The 20,076-nt window shown below is 64.7% G+C and carries 21 protein-coding genes; 13 read left to right on the plus strand and 8 right to left on the minus strand.

All coding sequences use genetic code 11. The features are described from left to right. Positions 1-13: 13 nt before the first annotated feature. On the plus strand, positions 14-523 hold the full coding sequence (locus tag CEW87_RS19875; protein ID WP_108975796.1) for a YbaK/EbsC family protein: 510 nt from the start codon (positions 14-16) through the stop codon (positions 521-523). 26 nt (positions 524-549) lie between these two features. Here CEW87_RS19875 and CEW87_RS19880 read toward each other — a convergent pair whose 3' ends face one another. Next, positions 550-1,581, minus strand: a complete 1,032-nt coding sequence (locus CEW87_RS19880; protein ID WP_108975798.1) for a threonine aldolase family protein — start codon at positions 1,579-1,581, stop codon at positions 550-552. 118 nt (positions 1,582-1,699) lie between these two features. Between CEW87_RS19880 and CEW87_RS19885 the strand changes: the two genes are divergently transcribed. Continuing rightward, on the plus strand, positions 1,700-1,978 hold the full coding sequence (locus CEW87_RS19885; RefSeq protein ID WP_108948745.1) for a peptidylprolyl isomerase: 279 nt from the start codon (positions 1,700-1,702) through the stop codon (positions 1,976-1,978). An 84-nt stretch (positions 1,979-2,062) separates the two neighbouring features. On the opposite strand, the gene CEW87_RS19890 is transcribed toward CEW87_RS19885, so the two are convergent. The 5 genes from CEW87_RS19890 to CEW87_RS19910 all read right to left on the minus strand — a co-directional run bounded on the left by CEW87_RS19890 (position 2,063) and on the right by CEW87_RS19910 (position 9,578). Continuing rightward, on the minus strand, positions 2,063-2,341 hold the full coding sequence (locus tag CEW87_RS19890; RefSeq protein ID WP_108975800.1) for an acylphosphatase: 279 nt from the start codon (positions 2,339-2,341) through the stop codon (positions 2,063-2,065). Positions 2,342-2,443: 102 nt separating this feature from the next. Continuing rightward, complete coding sequence (locus tag CEW87_RS19895; protein ID WP_234421594.1) at positions 2,444-5,302, minus strand: Hsp70 family protein; 2,859 nt, start codon at positions 5,300-5,302, stop codon at positions 2,444-2,446. Between the two features lies 1 nt (position 5,303). Continuing rightward, the gene (locus tag CEW87_RS19900; RefSeq protein WP_108975804.1) at positions 5,304-7,187 is read right to left on the minus strand and encodes an Hsp70 family protein; all 1,884 of its coding nucleotides are present in this window, start codon (positions 7,185-7,187) and stop codon (positions 5,304-5,306) included. Continuing rightward, positions 7,184-7,762, minus strand: coding sequence for a DUF2760 domain-containing protein (locus CEW87_RS19905; RefSeq protein WP_108975806.1), 579 nt, complete (start codon positions 7,760-7,762; stop codon positions 7,184-7,186). Before CEW87_RS19905 ends, CEW87_RS19900 begins: the two co-directional genes overlap by 4 nt. 340 nt (positions 7,763-8,102) lie before the next feature. Then, a complete protein-coding gene (locus CEW87_RS19910) occupies positions 8,103-9,578 on the minus strand; it encodes an aminoacyl-histidine dipeptidase (RefSeq protein ID WP_108975808.1) in 1,476 nt (491 codons plus the stop codon). A gap of 278 nt (positions 9,579-9,856) precedes the next feature. On the opposite strand from CEW87_RS19910, the gene CEW87_RS19915 reads away from it, so the two are divergent. From CEW87_RS19915 to CEW87_RS22905, 3 genes are all read left to right on the plus strand, one after another. Next, positions 9,857-10,561: a YXWGXW repeat-containing protein gene (locus CEW87_RS19915; RefSeq protein WP_108975810.1), complete on the plus strand. Its 705-nt coding sequence runs from the start codon at positions 9,857-9,859 to the stop codon at positions 10,559-10,561. Between the two features lie 147 nt (positions 10,562-10,708). Further along, positions 10,709-11,473, plus strand: a complete 765-nt coding sequence (locus tag CEW87_RS19920; RefSeq protein ID WP_234421595.1) for a S1 family peptidase — start codon at positions 10,709-10,711, stop codon at positions 11,471-11,473. Between the two features lie 114 nt (positions 11,474-11,587). Beyond that, positions 11,588-11,716 carry a hypothetical protein gene (locus CEW87_RS22905; protein ID WP_267897175.1) on the plus strand — a complete coding sequence of 43 codons (129 nt, stop codon included), beginning with the start codon at positions 11,588-11,590 and terminating at the stop codon, positions 11,714-11,716. A 46-nt stretch (positions 11,717-11,762) separates the two neighbouring features. Here the strand turns inward: CEW87_RS22905 and CEW87_RS19925 are convergent, their stop codons facing one another. Further along, complete coding sequence (locus CEW87_RS19925; RefSeq protein WP_108975812.1) at positions 11,763-12,785, minus strand: nucleoid-associated protein; 1,023 nt, start codon at positions 12,783-12,785, stop codon at positions 11,763-11,765. 199 nt (positions 12,786-12,984) lie between these two features. Between CEW87_RS19925 and CEW87_RS19930 the strand changes: the two genes are divergently transcribed. After that, positions 12,985-14,313 carry a ferric reductase-like transmembrane domain-containing protein gene (locus CEW87_RS19930; protein ID WP_108975814.1) on the plus strand — a complete coding sequence of 443 codons (1,329 nt, stop codon included), beginning with the start codon at positions 12,985-12,987 and terminating at the stop codon, positions 14,311-14,313. Positions 14,314-14,406: 93 nt separating this feature from the next. Here CEW87_RS19930 and CEW87_RS19935 read toward each other — a convergent pair whose 3' ends face one another. Beyond that, the gene (locus CEW87_RS19935; RefSeq protein ID WP_108975816.1) at positions 14,407-14,955 is read right to left on the minus strand and encodes a peroxiredoxin-like family protein; all 549 of its coding nucleotides are present in this window, start codon (positions 14,953-14,955) and stop codon (positions 14,407-14,409) included. Between the two features lie 171 nt (positions 14,956-15,126). Here CEW87_RS19935 and CEW87_RS19940 point away from each other — a divergent pair, with 171 nt between their 5' ends. From CEW87_RS19940 to CEW87_RS19970, 7 genes are all read left to right on the plus strand, one after another. Continuing rightward, the gene (locus CEW87_RS19940; protein ID WP_108975818.1) at positions 15,127-15,942 is read left to right on the plus strand and encodes an AraC family transcriptional regulator; all 816 of its coding nucleotides are present in this window, start codon (positions 15,127-15,129) and stop codon (positions 15,940-15,942) included. Between the two features lie 131 nt (positions 15,943-16,073). Then, positions 16,074-16,844: an NAD(+) diphosphatase gene (gene nudC, locus CEW87_RS19945; RefSeq protein ID WP_108975820.1), complete on the plus strand. Its 771-nt coding sequence runs from the start codon at positions 16,074-16,076 to the stop codon at positions 16,842-16,844. A gap of 154 nt (positions 16,845-16,998) precedes the next feature. Next, positions 16,999-18,384 carry a F0F1 ATP synthase subunit beta gene (gene atpD / locus CEW87_RS19950; protein ID WP_108975822.1) on the plus strand — a complete coding sequence of 462 codons (1,386 nt, stop codon included), beginning with the start codon at positions 16,999-17,001 and terminating at the stop codon, positions 18,382-18,384. Further along, the gene (locus tag CEW87_RS19955) at positions 18,381-18,779 is read left to right on the plus strand and encodes a F0F1 ATP synthase subunit epsilon (protein ID WP_108975824.1); all 399 of its coding nucleotides are present in this window, start codon (positions 18,381-18,383) and stop codon (positions 18,777-18,779) included. The genes atpD and CEW87_RS19955 overlap by 4 nt, the downstream gene beginning before the upstream one ends. Continuing rightward, on the plus strand, positions 18,776-19,087 hold the full coding sequence (locus tag CEW87_RS19960) for an AtpZ/AtpI family protein (RefSeq protein WP_108975826.1): 312 nt from the start codon (positions 18,776-18,778) through the stop codon (positions 19,085-19,087). The genes CEW87_RS19955 and CEW87_RS19960 overlap by 4 nt, the downstream gene beginning before the upstream one ends. 36 nt (positions 19,088-19,123) lie before the next feature. Next, positions 19,124-19,813, plus strand: coding sequence for a F0F1 ATP synthase subunit A (locus tag CEW87_RS19965; RefSeq protein WP_108975828.1), 690 nt, complete (start codon positions 19,124-19,126; stop codon positions 19,811-19,813). Further along, positions 19,810-20,076, plus strand: a complete 267-nt coding sequence (locus tag CEW87_RS19970) for an ATP F0F1 synthase subunit C (protein ID WP_108975829.1) — start codon at positions 19,810-19,812, stop codon at positions 20,074-20,076. Before CEW87_RS19965 ends, CEW87_RS19970 begins: the two co-directional genes overlap by 4 nt.

The following is a 20,076-nucleotide window of genomic DNA, read 5'->3' on the forward strand; positions in this document are numbered from 1 at the left end:
CCTATTTCGCGCCATGTCGGAAACCACACTTCAGCCACTCGCAACCGCATCTTCATCCCGCACACGCGTCGAGCTCGCCCTGCGCGCCCTCGGCATGCCATCCGACATTATCGAGTTCACCGTCCCGACCCGCACCAGCGCGGAAGCCGCTGCAGCGATCGGTTGCGGCGTGGAGCAGATCGCCAAGTCGATCGTATTCAGGACTAAACAGTCGGTCCGCTGCGTGCTGGTCGTAGCCAGCGGGGCAGACCGAATCGACGAAAAGAAGCTGAAGGAAGTACTCGGAGAAGGCGTCAAACGGGCCGATGCCGACTTTGTGCGGGCTCACACCGGGTTCGTGATTGGCGGCGTAGCGCCGGTTGGCCACATCGGCGACGTGACAGTACTGGTCGACACCGCACTGTGGTCGCTCGACCCGATCTGGGCTGCTGCCGGCACTCCGAACACGGTATTTCGCCTCTCGGCTGACGATCTGCACCGCATTCCCGGCATCCGCGTCGTCGATGTGCGTCAGGCTTCATGAAGCAACGAGCCTGAACCACCCGCCGATCAACCGTCAGCCGCCAGTACCCGAATGTCTTCGAGCAAGGCATCGACACTCTCTGCCAGCGTGTCCCAGCCACACATGAAGCGCGCGCCCCCAGCGCCGATGAAGGTGTAGAAGCGCAAGCCACGCGCCCGCAGGCCATCGATGACCCGCGGCGGCAAGTGGACGAAGACGCCATTGGCCTCGACCGGAAACAGCAACTCTGCCTCCGGAATCGTGGCCAGTCCGGCCGCCAGACGCTGCGCCATGGCGTTGGCATGGCGTGCATGCTTCAGCCACACATCGTCCTCGAGAATGCCGAGCCACGGCGCGGCAAGGAAACGCATCTTCGACGCAAGCTGACCCGCCTGCTTGCATCGCCAGGCGAAATCCTCGGACAGACGGCGGTCGAAGAAAACCACCGCCTCACCCATCGGCAAGCCCATCTTGGTACCGCCAAAACACAGCACATCGACGCCGGCACGCCAGGTCACATCGGCTGGCGACACCCCAAGCGACGCCACTGCGTTGGCAAAGCGGGCGCCGTCCATGTGCACGCGCAGATCGCTTGCATGCGCGAGCGCGGCGATGGCGGCAATCTCGTCGGGACGATAGACCGTGCCAACCTCGGTGGCCTGCGTCAGCGTCACCACGCGTGGCTTCGGGTAGTGGATATCGCTGCGTCGCGCGATCACCTCCCTCACCGCGTCCGGTGTCAGCTTACCGCCTGCACCCGGGGCGGTGAGCAGCTTGGACCCGTTGGAAAAAAACTCCGGACCGCCACATTCGTCGGTCGCGACGTGCGCCAGTTCGTGGCAGATCACGCTATGGTAGCTCTGGCACAAGGCCGCCAGGGCCAGCGAATTTGCCGCGGTGCCGTTGAAGACGAAGTACACATCGCAGTCAGTTTCAAAAAGGTCTCGCAGGCGCTCGGACACCCGTCGCGTCCACTCATCGTCGCCATAGGCAGGCGCGTGCGCCGCGTTGGCCGACACGAACGCCTCCATCGCCTCCGGGCAGATACCGGCGTAGTTGTCGCTGGCGAAATGCTGCATGCTGAACTCCCAAAAATCCGAAAAACACTGCTGTCCGTCATCGACGTTTTTCGCCGTGGCGTTTGACTCATGCCCAGATTACGGTAGGCTCTCCGCTTTCTCAAAAGGAGCAATCCACATGGCAAAAGCCACTGCACGTCACATCCTGGTCGCCAGCGAAGCCAAGTGCAACGAACTCAAAGCCGCCATCGAAGCCGGCGCCGACTTCGCGCAAGTCGCGAAAGAGAACTCGACCTGCCCGTCAGGCCGTCAAGGCGGCGACCTCGGCTCCTTCGGCCCGGGTCAGATGGTCAAGGAATTCGACACCGTCGTGTTCAGCGCACCGATCAATGTCGTGCAAGGCCCGGTGAAGACCCAGTTCGGCTATCACCTGCTCGAAGTCACCAGCCGCAGCTAAGCACTGAGCTGTTTCAGCCGGTGCCGGGGTTGGAGGGGCGGAGCCCCTTCAACACTTTCATCCGCGCCTTTTTACGGCGCGCGTTCAGCCGGTCTGGCGCTGCTCGAAAATCTCGAAACACCCTTCTCCCTCGCTGACCACCACCTCGCGCACCACCGCGTTTGCCGGGCCAAGCTTTGCCCACTCGATCAGCGTCTGCAGCACAGCCTCTTCGCCAGCGATCATGGCCTGAACCGAGCCATCCGGCCGATTTCGCACCCAGCCCTTCACACCCAGCGCAGTCGCCTGTTCGACCATCGACACGCGGTAGTAGACGCCCTGGACACGACCCAGTATTTCAAGATGCAGCACACGTTCAGACATCACCCCTTCCCCAGCTCCCACAGTTTCAATTGACTTCACCCCGTCCGCGCTTCAGGCGCGGAAAGGTCCATTTGACGGCATGAATGCCACTGCCGTCCATCCTCAACGTTCGATGAGAGTCAGCCCCGCCGGCAGCGATTCGCCAAAGGCACGGCGGCGGTCCGCCTCGTCCAGCGCCACCAGCTCGCGTACCTGCCGAATCCAGCTCTCCGGCGCATTGATCTGCACCAGACGACGCCCCACCTCCTCGCGCACCGCGGGCGACAGATCGCGCGCGCGATCACCGGTGAAGCGCGCCAGTTGCGCTGCGGCGAAGGCCGCGGGCTCTATCTTCTTCCAGTCCAGCGCCAGCACGGCATCCAGCCATTCGGCAGCGACCTCGGCCGGTACCGCCGTGTGCGGGCTGGCATAGAGCGGCTCGCGCGCCCCCACCCGGCCGAGCGCCCACCAGGCCTGTGCTTTCTCTGCCGGCTGCGCCAGACGTTCGAGCAGCCAGCGCCCCACCTCCACCTTGTGCTCAAGCGGTACCCGCTCGAGCGACGCGGCCAGTCGCACCATGTCGTCGTAGGCGGCGAAGGCCGGGTTCTGATTCTGATTGCGCCTGGGGGCGGACACCAGCGCCTCGAGCTGGTTGGCCAGCACCTCGAGCAGGACGAGCTGGGCCGGCTCAGCGAGCCCGGCTGCGGCACGCCGCCACAGCGTCCACCACTCCGACCAGTTCTGGCGCTCATTCACATACTGCAGGCCTTGTTCAAACAGCGGCCACAACTGCTCGATGCGCCAGTCGTCGAGCGGTGCGCCATACCCCGGACGCAGGCAGAATCCCGCCAGATTGAGCCACACCCGCTCGTGCTCGGGGGAGCGCCGGCGGCGCTTGGCACGTACCCAGAGGGCATCGAACAGGGCCCGCGCAAGCGCCATATCCCAGGTCTCGCGCTTGCCCAGCAGCACTTCGAGCTCACCCCGCAACTGCCGCACCGGCTTGACCGCACCTGCACTCGAAGCCGCTCCCGAACCGCCACCTGAGGCTGCACTGCCGAACACCCGGTCGATGCACGCCACCGCCTCGGCAAAACGCGGCGGCAACCCGGCCTGCGGATCCGCAGCCGCGTCAGCCTCGGTATCGGCGCCACGCAGCTGGAATTCGAGCAGCCAGCGCCGGTCGGGCTCGTCCGTGCTGACGCAGTGCATCTGCAGGGAGCCGACCTCGGTAATCGTGCTGATGAGTTCGACCGTCACGTCTCCGCGCCCGCTGCCCTCGCCCGACTTGCCCACGACGGTTGCGATTGGCGGCAGGCGGACGAAATCCTCGCCCGAGAGCGACACCACGTCGCCCGGCCGATGCGTCAGACCGGCACTGGAAGCAACCAGATGGAAGCGCACCGGCTGCCCGAGGCGCAACGCAAAACGGTGTTCGCTGAGGTGAATCTCTCGATCTTCCTCTGTGCCGCGCGGCAGGACGCAGATGCCGCGCGCGCCGCCAGCCTCCTCGCCGTACTTGTCGTCCAGCACCAGAAAGTAGCTGCGCGCCGAGCCGCCGCCAATCGCCGGCGCCAGGCCGTCGCGCACCAGCGAATAGGCCACCGCACCGCGTGCCACGGCCACCTCGGCATCGTTGGCCAGTACCTGTGGCGATGACCCGCGCCACTGCGCGAGCATCTCCACAATCCGCGACGCAAGCCGGGGCGAGCGGAAAACACCGCCATTGAGCAATACCGTATCCGGCACCGGAAGGGCCTCCGCTGCGGGCGCGGACTCGCCGAGCGCGGCGCGTGAAGCGCTGGCGTGACGACCGAGAAATGCCGCAAGGTGGCGCGTGATCGCGGCATCGGCGGGATAGGGCAAGCCGAACTCGACGATGCCGGCACGGCGACGGCGGGGTTGTTCGTCTGCGCCCACCAGGGGGAAGAAACCGTCGGCGACGAGACGCTCGACTTCGTCGCGGGCGAGTTCGGCAGAGCGCGCGCCACCGATCAGCCTGGAGCCGGCGCCCAGCAGCGTCACCGTCACCTGCGCCGGCGCACCGTCGGCGAGCAGCTGTTCCTTGGCGTTGCGGCATTGCTGCACGAGCTGTGAAAAGCGTGCTGCCGTCAGCCTTTGCCCTGCTGCGCTCAGGCGCGGTTCGAGCAGATGCGCCAGGGCCAGATCCATGTTGTCGCCACCCAGCATCAGGTGGTCGCCGACCCCGATACGGGTGAGCTGCGGCATGTCTGCACCCGGCTCAACCTGGATCAGGGTGAGGTCGGTCGTGCCACCGCCGACATCGCACACCAGCAGCAGCCGGGTGTGCTGCAACTCTGTGGAAAGGCTGGCGCGCTTGCGAAACAGCCAGTCGTAACACGCAGCCTGCGGTTCTTCGAGCAGGCGCAGGCTATGCAGCCCTGCCAGCCGCGCGGCCTCTACGGTCAGCGCACGCGCACCCTCATCGAAGGATGCCGGCACCGTGAGCACGATCTCCTGTGCTTCAAGCGGAGCCTGCGGGAAATGCTGCAGCCACGCCGCACGCACATGCGCAAGATAGCTCGCACTCGCCGCCAGCGGCGACACCTTGGCCACATCATCGCCCGCGCCCCACGGCAGGATGGGCGCGAGCCGATCGACTGCGCCGTGCGACAGCCAGCTCTTGGCGCTGGACACCACCCGCCCCGGCACCTGCGCCCCGAGATCGCGCGCGAGGGCGCCGAGCACCGCCTGCTCGACACCGGCGAGATCGGGCGCTGCCCATGGCAAGGCAGTGTCTCCCGCCGCCAGCTCCCCCTTTGCGGGGTGATAGCGCAAGGAGGGCAGCATCGGCCGCCCGGCCACCGCACCCGGCGCCACGAGCTGGTTGATGGACAGCAGCTGAATCTCGTCACTGCCCGGCGCCGCGTAGGCGACGACCGTATTGCTGGTGCCGAGGTCGATACCGACGCGGTAACGCATCGACCGCCCGGCACCGACATCGCTGGAACGCGTGCTCACTTCAGGCGGACGCCTCCGCACGCACCTCAAACTCGACCTTCCAGCGCTGCTCGCCATCGACCGGCAAGGCCTCCAGCTCCAGCGTACCGGCTTCGGTGACCCGTGCATGCAGCCTCACCCGCACGATCTCGCCTGCAGCGCGGCCTTCGGCAGGCAGGGTGGCCTCGATCTCGTCGAGTTCCTGCAATTCATCGACCGACCACATGTCGAGCAGCGTGCCAACCTGATCCGTGCGTCGCACCGACGAACCGAAGAAACGGAACCGCACCGGTTCGCCCACCACCAGCCCGAACTCCTGAGCCGGCAGCGCAGCCTCGGTACCCTCCTCCATGCCGAATGGCGCGAGGCACAGGGCCTCGATCGGCGGCTCCATGCCGGGTACGGCAGGCATGCTCGACTCGACCGCCACGTAGTAGGCCCGCGCCGTACCGCCGCGAATCCTCACACCGCGGCCGCGACGCACGTAACCGTAGTAGGCCGCACCGCGCGCAACCGCGAGATCGAGATCGGCGCCGCCGAGCAGCCGTGCCGGCGGCGCACCTTCGGCCGTCAGCCAGGATTCGAGCGTGGCCAGCAGACGGTCGGCAAGCAGGCCGGACTTCAACACACCGCCGTTGAACAGCACCGCGGTGGGATGCAGAAAGCTCGCGTCGTGAGGCTGCGCCGTGTCGAAGCCCTCAAGCGCCGCCGTGGCCTCACGCTGGCGGGTCAGGAAAGCGGCCAGATGCCGGGTGATGGCGGCATCCTGCGCATAGGGCAGGCCCAGTTGCGTGAGCGCTGCACGCGCACGGACCTGAGGATGCTCGGACACTGACACCTGGGGGAAGAAGCCATTGAGCAGCACGGCATCGAGTTCGCTGCGGGTCAGCTCGGTGCGGACCGAACCGCCAATCAGCTTGGCGCCGCGGCTAGGCACCACCAGCGCAACCGCGTCGTCTTCCGGCTCGGCCAGCAGCTTTTCCTTGGCCCCGCGGCAGGCGTGCGCAAGTGCCCGGGTCTGCCATGCGTCGAGCCGCGTTCCCTGCTCGGCCAGCTTGCGCACCACGCCATAGGCGAGTGCCAGATCCATGTTGTCGCCGCCCAGCAGGATGTGGTCGCCCACTGCCACACGGTGCGGTTCCAGGTTACCGTCACGCTCAACCACGGCGATCAGCGACAGGTCGGTCGTGCCCCCGCCGATATCGACCACCAGGATGATGTCACCCAGCTTCACGTCCTTGCGCCAGCCGCCGCCGCTGCTCTGAATCCAGCTGTAGAGCGCAGCCTGCGGTTCTTCGAGCAGGGTCAGACGGGTGTAGCCGGCAGCGGCTGCAGCCTCGGCGGTGAGTTCGCGCGCCACCGGATCGAAGGATGCCGGAATGGTGACGGTGACATCCTGCTCGGCAAACGGCGCCTCGGGGTGCGCAGCATTCCAGGCCTCGCGCAGGTGCTCGAGGTAGCGTACCGACGCGTCGAAGGGCGAGATGCGCGCGACCTCTTCGGGCGCATCGGCGGGCAGAATGGGCCCGCGCCGGTCAACGCCGGGATGACACAGCCAGCTCTTCGCGCTCGCCACCATGCGGATCGGGGTACCCGCGCCACGCGCACGCGCAAAGGCGCCCACGGCGAAATCCTGATCCGCGGTCCATGGCAGGGCGAGATCGCCCGGCGCGAGTTCGCTGGCATGCGGCAGATAGACGAAGGACGGCAACAGCGGCATGGCCTCGACTGCGCCCGGCCCCGTCAGCTGCGGCACGGAGAAAACCTCCAGCGCGGCCGCCTCGCCGTCACTGGTCGCGGTGTCGACGTACGACAGCGCGCAGTGAGTGGTGCCAAGGTCGATGCCGATCGTATAGCGTGGCGCGGTTTCCGCAGCGCCACTGACCGCTTCAGTGTTGTCACTCATAGCTCGACCTCCGCCGGGGCGATGATGGAGGGGTCATGACTATCGGACAGACTTGGCAGACGGGTATCGCTGACACGCCAGCCGCGATGGGTCAGTTGCCCGCTGAAGGGCGGCTGGCCGACGACGTTTCCGCTCAATCGAATCGCCGCAGCGTCGAAGCCGGCGGCCAGGGTGACGCGCTCACCTTCGCTTTCAGCACGCACCGGCTGCAGGCTGAAGTGCTCGCGCAGGGTCTTGCGACAACCTTCATGCACCAGACGTGCGGCCGCACCGATGTCGGCATCGGAGTAGGCGGCAATGTCTTCCTCGACGAAATCGACCAGACGCGCCTCGCGCTGCAGCAGGCCGAGCAGTTGCAGCGCCGACTCGGGCGACGCCTGATGCAAGGTGCTGACAGCGGGTGCGACAACCGCGGCTGCCGGTTCATGCTCGGCAGCCGGTGCAGGCTTCGGTTCGGGTGCGCCTGCGCGCAGGCGGCGAATGCCTGCGGCCAGTTCGGCATTGCCGATAATCGCGAAAAAGGTGCCGAAGGCGAGCGAAATACGGCCGAGCAATGAGGGGTTTGAGTCAGTCATGCGGGCGCTCCTGGATCATGGGGTGAGCTGGCGGATCGTCGAATCGCAGTTGCGGAGGCACACTGCGTCCTCGCGCCGGGTGCGCGGGCGTCGATTCCGACCGGTATTTTGCACCGCAATATAACCCATCCGCAGCCATCTGCCAGCGCCCCGCCCGATCTGCCGGACGTCGATACCATCAAGTTCAGACCGCAGATGTCGCACCCAGCGCAGCTCGCACGACGCATACGGCGTGAATACGCGGCTTGCATCGCGTCACGTACGCAGAGCCCATTCGGCCGTCCGGGACTTCGCATTCACCCGGGCGCAGGCAGCGAATCGCGGGATCAGTCCGGGCCGGTCACCCCCGGGAAGGAATATTCGGCGGAATCGACGCCAGCACAGCCACCAGCAAGCGCCAGGCCTGCTCCACGCTGGCCACCTCGACCCGCTCGCCAGGTGCGTGCGCACCGCGTATGTTCGGCCCGAAGGAGATCATGTCCATGTCCGGCCAGATCGCGGTCAGGATGCCGCACTCCAGACCCGCATGAATCACCTTCACCGCAGCTTCACCGCCGAACTCGCGTCGATACACCGTCTGGAACAAGGCGAGCAGGCCGGAATCCGGGTTGGGCGCCCACCCGGGATAGGGCTCGCGCACGCTGGCAGCCATGCCGGCGAGGGAAAACAGGCTGACGATCTCGGCCGCCAGTTCCCGAGTGCCGGCGTCGAGCAAGGAGCGCACCATCAGCGTGGCGTGGATACGCGCTGCATCCACACGCAGCACACCGAGATTGCTTGAGGTTTCGACCACGCCGGGCACCCGTTGGCTCATGCGCCTCACCCCGTGCGGCGCCACATGCAGGGCAGCCAGCACACGCCGGCCGGCGTCGTCGCTGAGCACCCGCGACGGCACACCCGGTTCCGGCAGCAGGCGCAGACGAAACCCGTCATCCACCCCGCCCAGCTCTTCGGCAATGTCGTCGCGGGCACGTGCCAGCGCAGCCTGCAGTGCCTCGGCACCGCCGTCCGCCAGCACGATCAAGGCCTGCGCTTCTCGCGCAAGGGCATTGCGCGCAGTGCCGCCCTCCAGCGTCGCCACCCGGTAGTCCACCCCGGCTGCAGCCAGCGTCTGCAGCACCCGCAGCAGCAGCTTGATAGCATTGCCACGCTGCAGATGGATATCCACGCCCGAGTGCCCGCCGCGCAGGCCATCCACCACAACACGCACCGCCTGATGTCTCATAGCCACTGGCTCCGACTCAAGCGCGGCTTCGATCACCACGTCCGCGCCACCCGCGCAGCCAAGATAGAACTCGCCCCAGTCCTCAGTATCGATATTGATCAGCAAACGCCCGCGCACGGCATCCGGCTTCAGCCCGTGGGCGCCGCTCATGCCCGATTCCTCGTCGAGCGTCAGCAGGACTTCCAGCGCCGGATGCGCAACATCGTCCGATTCCAGCGCGGCCAGCGCGAGCGCGACCCCGATGCCGTTATCCGCCCCAAGCGTGGTGTCGTCGGCCACCAGCCAGCCATCACGCAGTTCTGCCTTGATGGAATCGTGCATGAAGTCATGGCTGCTGCCGCCATTCTTCTGGCACACCATGTCGAGATGGCCCTGCAGCACCACGCCAGGGTGGTTTTCATAGCCCGGCGTGGCGGGCTTGGACAGGATCAGGTTACCGGTCGAATCGATCTTAACGCCGAGCCCGCGCGCCTGCGCCCAGGCCGCAAGCTCATCCCGTATCGCCTGTTCATGCCGGGAGGGCCGCGGAATGCGACACAGCGTGGAAAAATGCCGCCATACGGCAGCCGGTTCAAGCCTGGACAGGTCCATCCTGTACATCCTATTCAGTCGAAACAACGGCCGACACTGTGTCGCCCGCGCGCAGATCGTTCTCCCGAAAAGGATAACGCGTTTGCGGTGCGAGATCGCGTCCCGCATGCCGGACCGGTCCGCCACCTCTGGCGCACCGGTCTGTTACTCCGTAAGACATACCAATTTACAAGTAATTACCTTGCGTAACAGCCCTGATGCGAAGGATGGCCTAATGTCGGTCTCACGCTGCGGGACTCGACGCGGAGTATTTTCAGCCTTACCGGGAGCAGCCAGACATGAACATCCGCATTCCGAAACAGACAGCTCGCTGGACCCTTCCGCTGATCCTCGCGCTTTCGGTGAGCGCGTGTGTGGTCGCACCCGCCGAGCCCTATTACGATCGTGGCGACACGATCTACGTCACACCGCCACCTCGTGTCGAATACCGAGGCTATCCGCCGTCGATTGGCTATATCTGGATCGAAGGCAACTGGACCTGGAGCGGGCATCGCCACGAGTGGGTTCCGGGTCGTTGGGCGCCGCCCTCCCGTCATGCCTACGAACTCCAGCGTCGGGAGCGCATGCTCGAGATCGAGCGCACGCGGGTGCTGCAGCAGCGTCAGGCGCTGGCGATAGAGCGCGAACGTACTCAGCGCGCCCGCGCCGCCGAGCAGGCGCAACGGGAACAAGCTCTGCGGGATCGCGCCGCGCAAGAGCAACGTGAGCACGCACGGCGTGAGCGCGCTGCAGTTCAAGAGCAGGACCGCAGCGCACACGACCGCGACCGCGGACGTGAGCAGAACACGCGGGAACGGGGGCAGGAGCGAAGCCAGCAGCGCACGGACCGGCAGGAAACTCGACAGACCGAACCGGACACGCGTAACCGGCAGGATCGCCGTCGTGACGACGCCCAGACAAACGAGCGCAGTCGCGACCGGAGCGACTCTCGTACCGGGCGATCGCGAGACGATGAACGGGGTAGCGGCGAGCGTCGAAACTAGACCACAGGCGGCCACCGGCTCAGGACGACGGCGTTCACAACGACACTGCGCCAGCGTCACCACCGGGGTGACGCCGGCATGCCGGAAGCGCACAATGCCAGAAACGGCAATATCGGAGGCCGCCTCAGTGCGCATTCAGGTCTGATCTTGCCCCAGCTTCCTCATTACCGCGACCCGAACATGATCGAACCCCTGCTCCTGACCTCTGCGCGGATTGTCACCTTCTTCAATCAGCAGTTGCTGACCAATGCAAGCGGCTTCTTCTTCGAACGTAATGACCGGCTGTTTGTGGTCACCAGCAGGCATGTCGTGTGCGACCTTGCCAGCCTCCACCAGCCGAACCGGATCGAGATCGAGCTGCATATGGATGCAGACAATCTCGCCGAATCGACCGGTTTCTCGATACCGCTCTACATCGATGGCAAGAGCACCTGGCGCGAGGGGCTCGACAATGCCGGCAATATCGATGTTGCCGTGATCGAGATCGATCGCACGGCACTGCCTGAAGAAGCCATCTATCACGCCTTCACGCCGGAGCACCTGCTTGGGCACTTCGACCAGGTCGAAGTCGGCACCTCCTTGCTGGTGGTCGGTTTTCCGCTGGGTTTTCACGACACTCTCAGCCACATGCCCGTCGTACGCCATGCCATCATCGCGTCCTCGTTCGGTTTGCGCTTTCAGGGCAATGGCTACTTTCTCACCGATGCGCGCACCCATCGCGGCACCAGCGGCGCCCCGGTCGTGATGCGCATCGAGCACCCCGACGACGAACACACCGAACTACCGTGGATGCTGCTCGGCATTCATTCGGCACGCCTCGATGTCGGCTCCCGCGACCAGCTAGTGGACGAGGCCCTGGGTCTGAACTGCGCCTGGTATGCCGATATCCTGCTGACCCTTACAGAGAACTAGGCCATATCGGCCAGTGCATGACCAGGCTTATTTTCAGGCCGACGGTTTCCACGCCCCTTGCGGCCTATACTGAAGAAGCGTCTGCATCTGCAGGCGCCAATCAGGAGAACCATCATGGGCAAGGCACAACACAGCAACAAGGAAGCGCGAAAAGAACCCGCGTTGAGCCCGAAAGAAAAGAAGGCGGCCAAGCAGGCCAAGAAACACGAATCGGACGTCAAGCCGCTCGTTCCCGGCCGTTAAGCGCGTATCGCGCCGCAGGCCTCTGCGCTTTGCACGGGCCGGCTGATTACTCTTCCAGCAGCATCTTCTTCAGGTAGTCCGGCAAGCCGGACAGCACCAGCGTATCGGAGGCGCGGTCGTACTGGATCGCGCCCGAGCGCAATCCGCTGCGATCAAATTCCAGCTTCCATTGTTCGCCACTGGCGCGAAAGCGTACCAGCGGGCGAATGGCACGGCGGTCGGGCACAAAACCGCTGCTCAGCTTGATGGCTTCTGAATTGAGCGCCGTATCCAGCCGCTCCGGCTGCTCTGGCCACACCTGACGTGCGATTTCGTCAAGCGCAACCGGCTCGCCCGTCTCCCCCAGTTCATCCAGATAGCCATGGGCGCGCTCCAGCAGCGCATCCCGCGCCGGCGCCTCGAGCCTCTCGGTCTCGACGAACTGGTTGAGCGCGAGCACCAGCTTCTTGGTTTCCTTGAGCGCAATCACGATGTCGCTGCAGCCGAGGAAGCGCTTGAACCAGGCCGCGACGTCGCCACGCCCTTTCAGAAAACTGATGTAACGCTCATCGCCACGCTGCCAGCCGGCCAGGTCGATGCGCCCGGCCGCACGCAGGCTGGAGAAATCGAGATAGCTGCAATCGACAATGTCGAGCGTGCCGCTGATTGCAGAGCCAATGCTTTCGCCCACCAGCGCCACCCACAGGCAGTCGGTACCCCCCTCGGAGATGCGTGCGATTACCACGAACGCGCTGGCATCGAGCTCCTCGTCATGCGCGCAGATCTGCAACTGCTCCATCATGTGCCGGGACAGCGTGATGAAGTCGGTGCTGCGCTCGACCACGTGCTCGCGCAACAGTCGTGGCATCGGAAAGCTCTCCTGGTCCTCCTCGAAGCGGCCGAAGCCCTTGCTCGAGCGGTCGGCGTAGTGGGTGCACAGGCGTTCGACGAGGCGCACTGCGGCGTCGTCGAGCGGACAGCCCGCTGCGCGCAACTCGATCGCGGCCGGGGCCTGCGCCTCCTTGATCAGACGATGAACGACAAGATCGGTGATGGTGTGCTGGATCTGGCTGGGCTGATTCGGGCTCATGCGACGGACTCGGGGGCATTCGGGGGGGCGAATTCTCTCATGCCTGTGCCCACTGCTCACAGCATCCCGGACATGTACGCTTCGGTACAAAGTCACTTAACCCTGATGACTAGAATGTTTTGTGCCGGATGACCGACTCCGCCCGAGACGGGATCGCGCTCTGGACCGGCACTCACCACGCTCAGAAAAGAGTCTCATCATGAAAAACATCAAACTGGCTTACCTGCTCCTGATCGCAGGGTTGACTGCGCTTTGGCTGCTGGCCGACAACATCCTCTCGATACCTTACGATTTCTTCGCTTACCGCGCATCGCTGATCAATTACAGCGGCATCATCGGCATCGGCGTCATGAGCGTCGGCATGATCCTCGCCATGCGACCGGCTGCGCTGGAACCCCTGCTCGGCGGGCTCGACAAGGGCTACCGCCTGCACAAATGGCTGGGCATCACCGGTCTGGTAGTCTCGGTCCTGCACTGGCTGCTGGCCAACGGGCCCAAATGGATGGTCGGCTGGGGCTGGATGGAACGCCCGCAGCGCGGCCCGCGTATCGAACAGACCAATACAGTGTTTGCCTTCTTCGACAGTCAGCGCCATCTTGCCGAGTCCGTTGGCGAATGGGCCTTCTACGGTGCCGTTGTGCTGATGGTGCTGGCACTCGTGAAGTGGTTTCCCTACCGCTATTTCTTCAAGACCCACCGCATTCTCGCCATCGCCTATCTGGCCCTGGTCGCTCACGCCGTGATTTTGATGAAGTTCGACTACTGGGGTGAAGTCGTCGGACCGCTGATGGCCGTCTTGATGGCTGCAGGCAGTGTTGCTGCCGTGATCTCGCTGACCCGGAAGGTTGGCAACCAGCGCAAGGCGCGGGGCACAATCGAAGAACTCGACTATCACGCGGAGAACCGGGTACTGAAGGTTGCCATCAAGCTCGCCAGCCCTTGGGCCGGACACAAGGCGGGCCAGTTTGCCTTTGTGACCTTCGACCCCGCCGAAGGTCCGCACCCCTTCACCATCGCCTCCGCATGGCAAGGTGACGGCAGGCTGTTCTTCCTGATCAAGGGCATCGGCGACTACACGCGCAGCTTGCCCGGCAGCCTGCAGGAAGGCGCCCCCGTGAGCATCGAAGGCCCATATGGTCAATTCGAATTCGAAAGCGACAAACCCAGACAGATCTGGGTCGCCGGCGGGATCGGCATCACGCCCTTCATTGCCCGCATGCAGAGCCTGGTCGGCAAACCGGACGCCCCGGCGATTGATCTCTTCTACAGCACCAGTGCGCCCGACAAAGGCTTTATCGAGCGCATCCGCCAGATTGCGGACGCAGCCAGGATTCGCCTTCACGTTCTGGTTGCCGACAAGGACGGCCGCCTCAACGCTGAACGGATACGCCAGCAGGTGCCTGACTGGAACCGCAGTGACGTCTGGTTCTGCGGTCCCGCCGGCTTCGGCAGCGCGCTGCGCCGGGATTTCGCCTTGAGCGGCCTCAGCGCTGATGACTTCCACCAGGAACTGTTCGACATGCGCTGAGCTCATTGACGCAGTGGACAACAAACGGGCCTGGCGCCGCAATGCGACACCAGGCCCGTTTGTCTTGCGTGACGACGACGGTCGTCGCGTCGATCAGAGCGCGCCGGTGTATTCCCCACGCGCCGGATAGTCTGCCTTGATCGCGAAGTCGATGGCACCCAGCAGATCCTGGAACTGGGGACGGGCAAACGGCATGGTCTGCACTGCGCCGTAGTACAGCGTGCCGTCGGGACGAACGAGAAAGACGCCCGGCTCGCTGAAGAGCGCCGGCTCTTCGATGCCGATCGAGGTCTTGCCGCGCGAGGTGCTGATGTACAGTCCCCACTGCCGGGCCGCGTGCAGGTTCAGGCCATAGCCGAACTTGAGACCGCTGGCCTGCACCTTCTCGGCCATCAGCTTGGCGCGCTCTTCGTCGTCACTGCTCACGGCAATGATATTGACGCCACGCTCGGCGAACTGCGGCGCCAGACGCTCGAGTTCGATCAGGTACTTGGCGCAGATCGGGCAATGCAGGCCGCGGTAGAACACCACCAAGTCGAAGCGCTCGGCGGGCGCAGCACCCAGTACGAAACGTCCGCCATCGGTCAGCGCGACGCTGAGGGCGGGTACGGGCAAACGGGGAACCAGGGCGTGTACGGTCATTGTTTCTCATCCTTCAATTCAGTTATCGGCACCACCGCAGAGTAGCGCCGGAAATGAATCACGCGACGAAACGCCATCCTCGCCAGCGTCGTCGTGCTTGATTCGACACGGCCATTGTGATGTACTTTACGCAACACAAAGTTCGAATATGATTGCAGATCGTACAAAACCATGACAAACCGACTCGACCGGCTCTCCGCCCTGCTCGACGGCCTTGCGCCAAGGGTTGGCGTGATGCGCCCGCGCAGCGGCATCTCCACGCTCAGCTTCGATGCCACGCAAGGCGCGCGTCTGCACCTGCACCTGATCGCACGCGGTGAAATCGAACTGCGTGCTCTGAACCACGAGACGACCAGCGCAAGCGCGCCCGCCATCGCCATCTGTCGCGCCGACATTGCGCATTCCATCACGGTGTCGGCACCCGATGCGCTGATGTGCGCCGAGGCCATTCTGGAAGGACCCGCAGCCTCCCTGCTGTTGAACGAGTTTTCCCGGCCGCTGGTGCTCGCGCTTGATGAGTCCGACGCGTCACTGGGTCATGTCGTACGCCTGATTGCTTCCGAACTGAGCAATCCCCGCTGCGGACAGCCTGCACTGCTCGACCGCGCAGGCGACATCCTCTTCATCGGCCTGCTGCGCCACCTCGTCGCCCAGCCGCAGACGAGCAGCGGACTGTTCAACGGCCTTGCAGACACACGCATCGCCCGCGCCCTGGTGGCAATCCACGCAGCCCCCCAGACGCAGTGGTCGCTGGAGATGCTGGCAGACGAGGCCGGCATGTCGCGCACCGCCTTCACCACTCGCTTCCGCGAACTGATGCTGCAGCCACCCGGCAAGTACCTTGCGCAAATCAGGCTGTCGATCGCCAACCAGGCCGTGCGTGCCGGCGCCGGCCTCAAACAGGCAGCACGCGATAGCGGGTACGCGAGTACGGCAGCGCTCTCCCGCGCCCTGTCACGTTCGCACGCCCGCAGTGAAGCGCGGTGACACGCGGTGGCGTTCTCGCTGCCGGAACATAATCTGAACACAACGCCCGGAAACCACGGAATACGCAACATGAATGAGCTGAAAAGCCCCAGGCGAGCCCCGAGCCTGGTCCCGACTTCAAGGGCAATGCCATGAGCACATCGAGCTACTGGCTGCTTCGCCACCAGAACCAGGTGCTGACGACCACTGATCCGGCCGGCATGACCGCCTTCCCTTTTGGATTGCCACCGGACTTTGGCGCCCCCGCCGAAGCCTTGCTGATCGGCGAATGGCAGGGATCCCCGTGTTATGCGGCCGATGTCGACACCCTGCCATCCGGTCTCGAAGCCGGGCTGACGCCCGTTCGCGCCCTCTTCGGCCTTGCCGGTGCCGAAGCATTTGCACTGGCGGGCCGTGCAACCCAGCTCCTCGACTGGCAGCGGAACCACCGTTTTTGTGGCCGCTGCGGCACCCCAACGACGATGGCGTCGGGCGAGCGCGCAATGTCCTGCAGCGCCTGCGGCCTGGTGGCCTACCCACGCATTTCCCCCGCGGTCATGGTACTCATCCGCCGTGGAGAAGCGCTGCTGCTGGCCCGCAGCCCGCACTTTGCCCCCGGCGTCTTCAGCGCCTTGGCCGGCTTTGTCGAGGCCGGCGAAACACTGGAACAATGTGCGACGCGGGAAGTCCGCGAAGAAGTTGGCGTCGAGATCACCAACCTGCGCTACTTTCACAGCCAGTCCTGGCCATTTCCGAACTCGCTAATGCTTGCCTTCTTCGCCGACTACGCCGGCGGCGAGATCACGCCCGACCCTTCAGAGATCGAGGCCGCCGACTGGTTCTTGCCCAGTGCCCTGCCCTTGCTGCCCAATCCGTTGAGCATTGCGCGGCAGCTGATCGATGCCGCCTGCAACCATCCCTGAAGCAGGAATTCATACGCCTCAGTGACGGCGCCAAGACATCACGGTCACTGATCGGTGCATTGGAGATTTAACTCGCCCGAGGACCGCGATCCTGTTCAATCGCACAGTCAAGCGGCGTAGGATGATGCCAATGGCGACACCATCTGACGCTTCCATGACGCCCGCAGCACCCGTTCGCAAGATCGGCACCATCGAGGCCGTCAAAGGCCCGGTGGTCGACATCATCTGCGAGCATCCCCCTCCCCTGCACCGGGCGCTTTACGCCCAGCCCAATGGCGAGCGCTGCATCCTCGAAGTGTTTCGCGAACTGGGCGAAGGCCATGTGCGGGCCATTGCGCTGCACCGTACCGCGGGTCTCGCGCGCGGCCTGCCGGTGATGGATACCGGCGGCCCGCTGCAGATCCCGGTCGGGCAGGCCTGCCTCGGGCGCCTGCTCGACGTTTTCGGGAATCCGCTCGACGGCGAGGCGCCCATCGAATCCACCGACTACCGCCCCCTCGTTGCACCGCCCGGTCCGCTTGCCGAGGCCCGCGCCGCCGAGAGCGTGCTGGAGACCGGCATCAAGGTCATCGACCTGCTGTGCCCCTTCGTGCGTGGCGGCAAGACCGGTCTGTTTGGCGGTGCCGGCGTGGGCAAGACCGTGCTCATCACCGAGTTCATGAACGCGGTGATCCAGCTGCATGAAGGCGTGTCGGTCTTTGCTGGCATAGGCGAACGCATCCGCGAAGGCCACGAACTGTGGCACGACATGCGCGAGGCTGGCGTCATGCCGCGTACGATCATGGTGTTCGGACAGATGGACGAATCCCCTGGCGTGCGCTTCCGCGTGGGCCTCACCGGCCTGACCTACGCCGAATACCTGCGCGACACCGTGGGCAAGGACGTCCTGCTGCTGATCGACAACGTGTTCCGTTTTGTCCAGGCCGGCAGCGAGATCTCCGGCCTGCTCGGACGCATGCCCGCCACCGTCGGCTACCAGCCAACGCTGCTGTCCGAAGTGGCCGAGCTCGAAGAGCGTATCTCCTCCAGCAGTGCGGGCAACATCACCTCGGTCCAGGCAGTATACGTACCCGCCGACGACATGACCGATCCTGCCGTGAACGCCATCTACAGCCACCTCGACACCATGGTGGTGCTGTCGCGCAATCAGGCCGCCAAAGGCATCTACCCGGCGGTCGACCCGCTGCAGTCGAACAGCAAGATGATGGATCGCCACTTCCTTGGCGAACGTCATTACCGGGTAGCCGAGAACGTACGCGAACACCTTGCCCGCTATCGCGAACTGGAAGACATCATCGCCATGCTCGGCGTGGAGTCGCTGTCCGAGGCGGACCGTCGCATCGTCGGACGCGCGCGGCGACTCCAGCGTTACCTCACCCAGCCCTTCCACGTCGTCAGTCCGCACACCGGCATTCCCGGCGTGTCGGTCCCGCTGAGCGACACGCTGGACGACTGCGAAGCCTTTCTGCGTGGCGATCACGATTCGGTGCCCGAGGCCGACTGCTACATGCGCGGCAGCATGCAGGGAAGCGGCAAATGAACACCTTCGCCCTGCACATCGCCAGCGCCACCCAGCAGACCCGCTTCGAGGCCATTGCCAGCTTCGTCGGCAGCGACGCATCCGGGCAGTTCGGGCTCATGTCCGGCCATGTACCGATGGCGACGATACTCGAACCCGGCCTTGCCCGCTTCCGCGAATCTGACGAGGCCGCATGGCGCTATCTCGCGCAGCCCGGGGGCACCCTGCACTTCGCCGACAACATGCTCGCCATCGCCACCCGCAGCTTCGTGATCGGTGATGAGTTGACCAAAGTCCGTGCTGAACTTGACGCAGCCCTCGATCGCGAGACCCGGCAACACGCCGACCTCAGACACAACCTCGACCAGCTGGAAAACGCACTCGCGCAGCGCCTGTGGGACATGGAGCGGCCATGACCACACCGTCGCCCCCCACGAACAAGCCTGCGGAATCCCGGCGCGCAGCCCTGAATGAAGCAGTAGACAAGGACGTCGCCCGCATCGAGAAAGGCGAACGCGAGCGCCGCAGCGTGCTCGGCTATACGGTCTTCATGGGCACCATCGCCGGCCTGTTCGTTTTACCCGTTGTTGGCGGCGCCTATCTGGGCCGCTGGCTGGACGGCCTCGCCGAAGGCTATTCGGTACGCTGGACGGTGAGCCTGATCCTGCTCGGCGTGGTCATCGGCGGCATCAACGTCTATCGCTATCTGGAGGAGCACCCATGAACGCCCGATCTCCGGAACTGACTGGCTGAGCCGATCATGGATACCGAATCGATCATCTTCACCCTTGGCCCGCTGGCGATAACCCGTCCGGTGGTCACGACCTGGGCGGTCATGCTCGGCCTCACCGTGCTGTGCGCGATTGCGACCCGGCGCCTGAAACTCGACCCCGGCCCCTTCCAGACCATGCTTGAGGGCATCGTCGGCACCATCCATGACGCAATCGACGACACCCTACCCGACTACGGCGTGCGTCTGCTGCCGTTCATCGGCACGCTATGGATCTTCATTGCCATTGCCAACCTCGTCGGTGTGCTGCCCGGAGCAAGCTCGCCGACAGGTGATCTTTCGACCACGGGGGCACTGGCCGTGCTGGTGTTCCTTTCGGTGCATTGGTTCGGCATCCGTGGCGAAGGGCTTCGCGCCTATCGCTCGCACTACGTGCAGCCCAGCCCGATCATGCTGCCCTTCCACATCATCAGCGAGATCTCGCGCACCGTAGCGCTGGCGGTCCGCCTCTTTGGCAACGTCATGAGCCTCGAGACCGCTGCGATCCTCGTGCTGCTGGTCGCCGGTTTTCTGGTGCCGGTGCCGGTGCTCGCCCTGCACATCGTCGAAGCGCTGGTGCAGGCCTACATCTTCGGCATGCTGGCGCTGGTCTATATCTCGGGCGGCATACAGTCGCAGCAAACCCGATCATCCCGTATCAAGGCAGGAGTCTCCTCATGAACGACATGACCTTTTTCACCACGCTGTCCACCGTTGGCGCGCTGTTTGCCATCGCGCTCGGCGTGTTCTTTCCGGCGATGGCCATGGGCCGCGCCATCAGCCAGGCGCTCGATGCGATTGCGCGTCAGCCCGAAGCCGAGAAATCCATCTCGCGTCTGCTCTTCATCGGGCTGGCGATGATCGAATCACTGGCCATCTATGTGCTGGTGGTCGTGCTCATCGTGCTGTTTCGCAACCCGTTGCTCGAATACCTGCTCAAGTAA

Source organism: Parazoarcus communis, assembly GCF_003111665.1.
Lineage (GTDB): Bacteria > Pseudomonadota > Gammaproteobacteria > Burkholderiales > Rhodocyclaceae > Parazoarcus > Parazoarcus communis_B.

Excerpts from the sequence above, each read along its gene's own strand:
- CEW87_RS19875 (WP_108975796.1), top strand. The coding sequence starts at position 14 with ATGTCGGAAACCACACTTCAGCCACTCGCAACCGCATCTTCATCCCGC.
- CEW87_RS19880 (WP_108975798.1), bottom strand. The coding sequence starts at position 1,581 with ATGCAGCATTTCGCCAGCGACAACTACGCCGGTATCTGCCCGGAGGCG.
- CEW87_RS19885 (WP_108948745.1), top strand. The coding sequence starts at position 1,700 with ATGGCAAAAGCCACTGCACGTCACATCCTGGTCGCCAGCGAAGCCAAG.
- CEW87_RS19890 (WP_108975800.1), bottom strand. The coding sequence starts at position 2,341 with ATGTCTGAACGTGTGCTGCATCTTGAAATACTGGGTCGTGTCCAGGGC.
- CEW87_RS19900 (WP_108975804.1), bottom strand. The coding sequence starts at position 7,187 with ATGAGTGACAACACTGAAGCGGTCAGTGGCGCTGCGGAAACCGCGCCA.
- CEW87_RS19905 (WP_108975806.1), bottom strand. The coding sequence starts at position 7,762 with ATGACTGACTCAAACCCCTCATTGCTCGGCCGTATTTCGCTCGCCTTC.
- CEW87_RS19910 (WP_108975808.1), bottom strand. The coding sequence starts at position 9,578 with ATGGACCTGTCCAGGCTTGAACCGGCTGCCGTATGGCGGCATTTTTCC.
- CEW87_RS19915 (WP_108975810.1), top strand. The coding sequence starts at position 9,857 with ATGAACATCCGCATTCCGAAACAGACAGCTCGCTGGACCCTTCCGCTG.
- CEW87_RS22905 (WP_267897175.1), top strand. The coding sequence starts at position 11,588 with ATGGGCAAGGCACAACACAGCAACAAGGAAGCGCGAAAAGAACCCGCG.
- CEW87_RS19925 (WP_108975812.1), bottom strand. The coding sequence starts at position 12,785 with ATGAGCCCGAATCAGCCCAGCCAGATCCAGCACACCATCACCGATCTT.
- CEW87_RS19930 (WP_108975814.1), top strand. The coding sequence starts at position 12,985 with ATGAAAAACATCAAACTGGCTTACCTGCTCCTGATCGCAGGGTTGACT.
- CEW87_RS19935 (WP_108975816.1), bottom strand. The coding sequence starts at position 14,955 with ATGACCGTACACGCCCTGGTTCCCCGTTTGCCCGTACCCGCCCTCAGC.
- CEW87_RS19940 (WP_108975818.1), top strand. The coding sequence starts at position 15,127 with ATGACAAACCGACTCGACCGGCTCTCCGCCCTGCTCGACGGCCTTGCG.
- nudC (WP_108975820.1), top strand. The coding sequence starts at position 16,074 with ATGAGCACATCGAGCTACTGGCTGCTTCGCCACCAGAACCAGGTGCTG.
- atpD (WP_108975822.1), top strand. The coding sequence starts at position 16,999 with ATGACGCCCGCAGCACCCGTTCGCAAGATCGGCACCATCGAGGCCGTC.
- CEW87_RS19955 (WP_108975824.1), top strand. The coding sequence starts at position 18,381 with ATGAACACCTTCGCCCTGCACATCGCCAGCGCCACCCAGCAGACCCGC.
- CEW87_RS19960 (WP_108975826.1), top strand. The coding sequence starts at position 18,776 with ATGACCACACCGTCGCCCCCCACGAACAAGCCTGCGGAATCCCGGCGC.
- CEW87_RS19965 (WP_108975828.1), top strand. The coding sequence starts at position 19,124 with ATGGATACCGAATCGATCATCTTCACCCTTGGCCCGCTGGCGATAACC.
- CEW87_RS19970 (WP_108975829.1), top strand. The coding sequence starts at position 19,810 with ATGAACGACATGACCTTTTTCACCACGCTGTCCACCGTTGGCGCGCTG.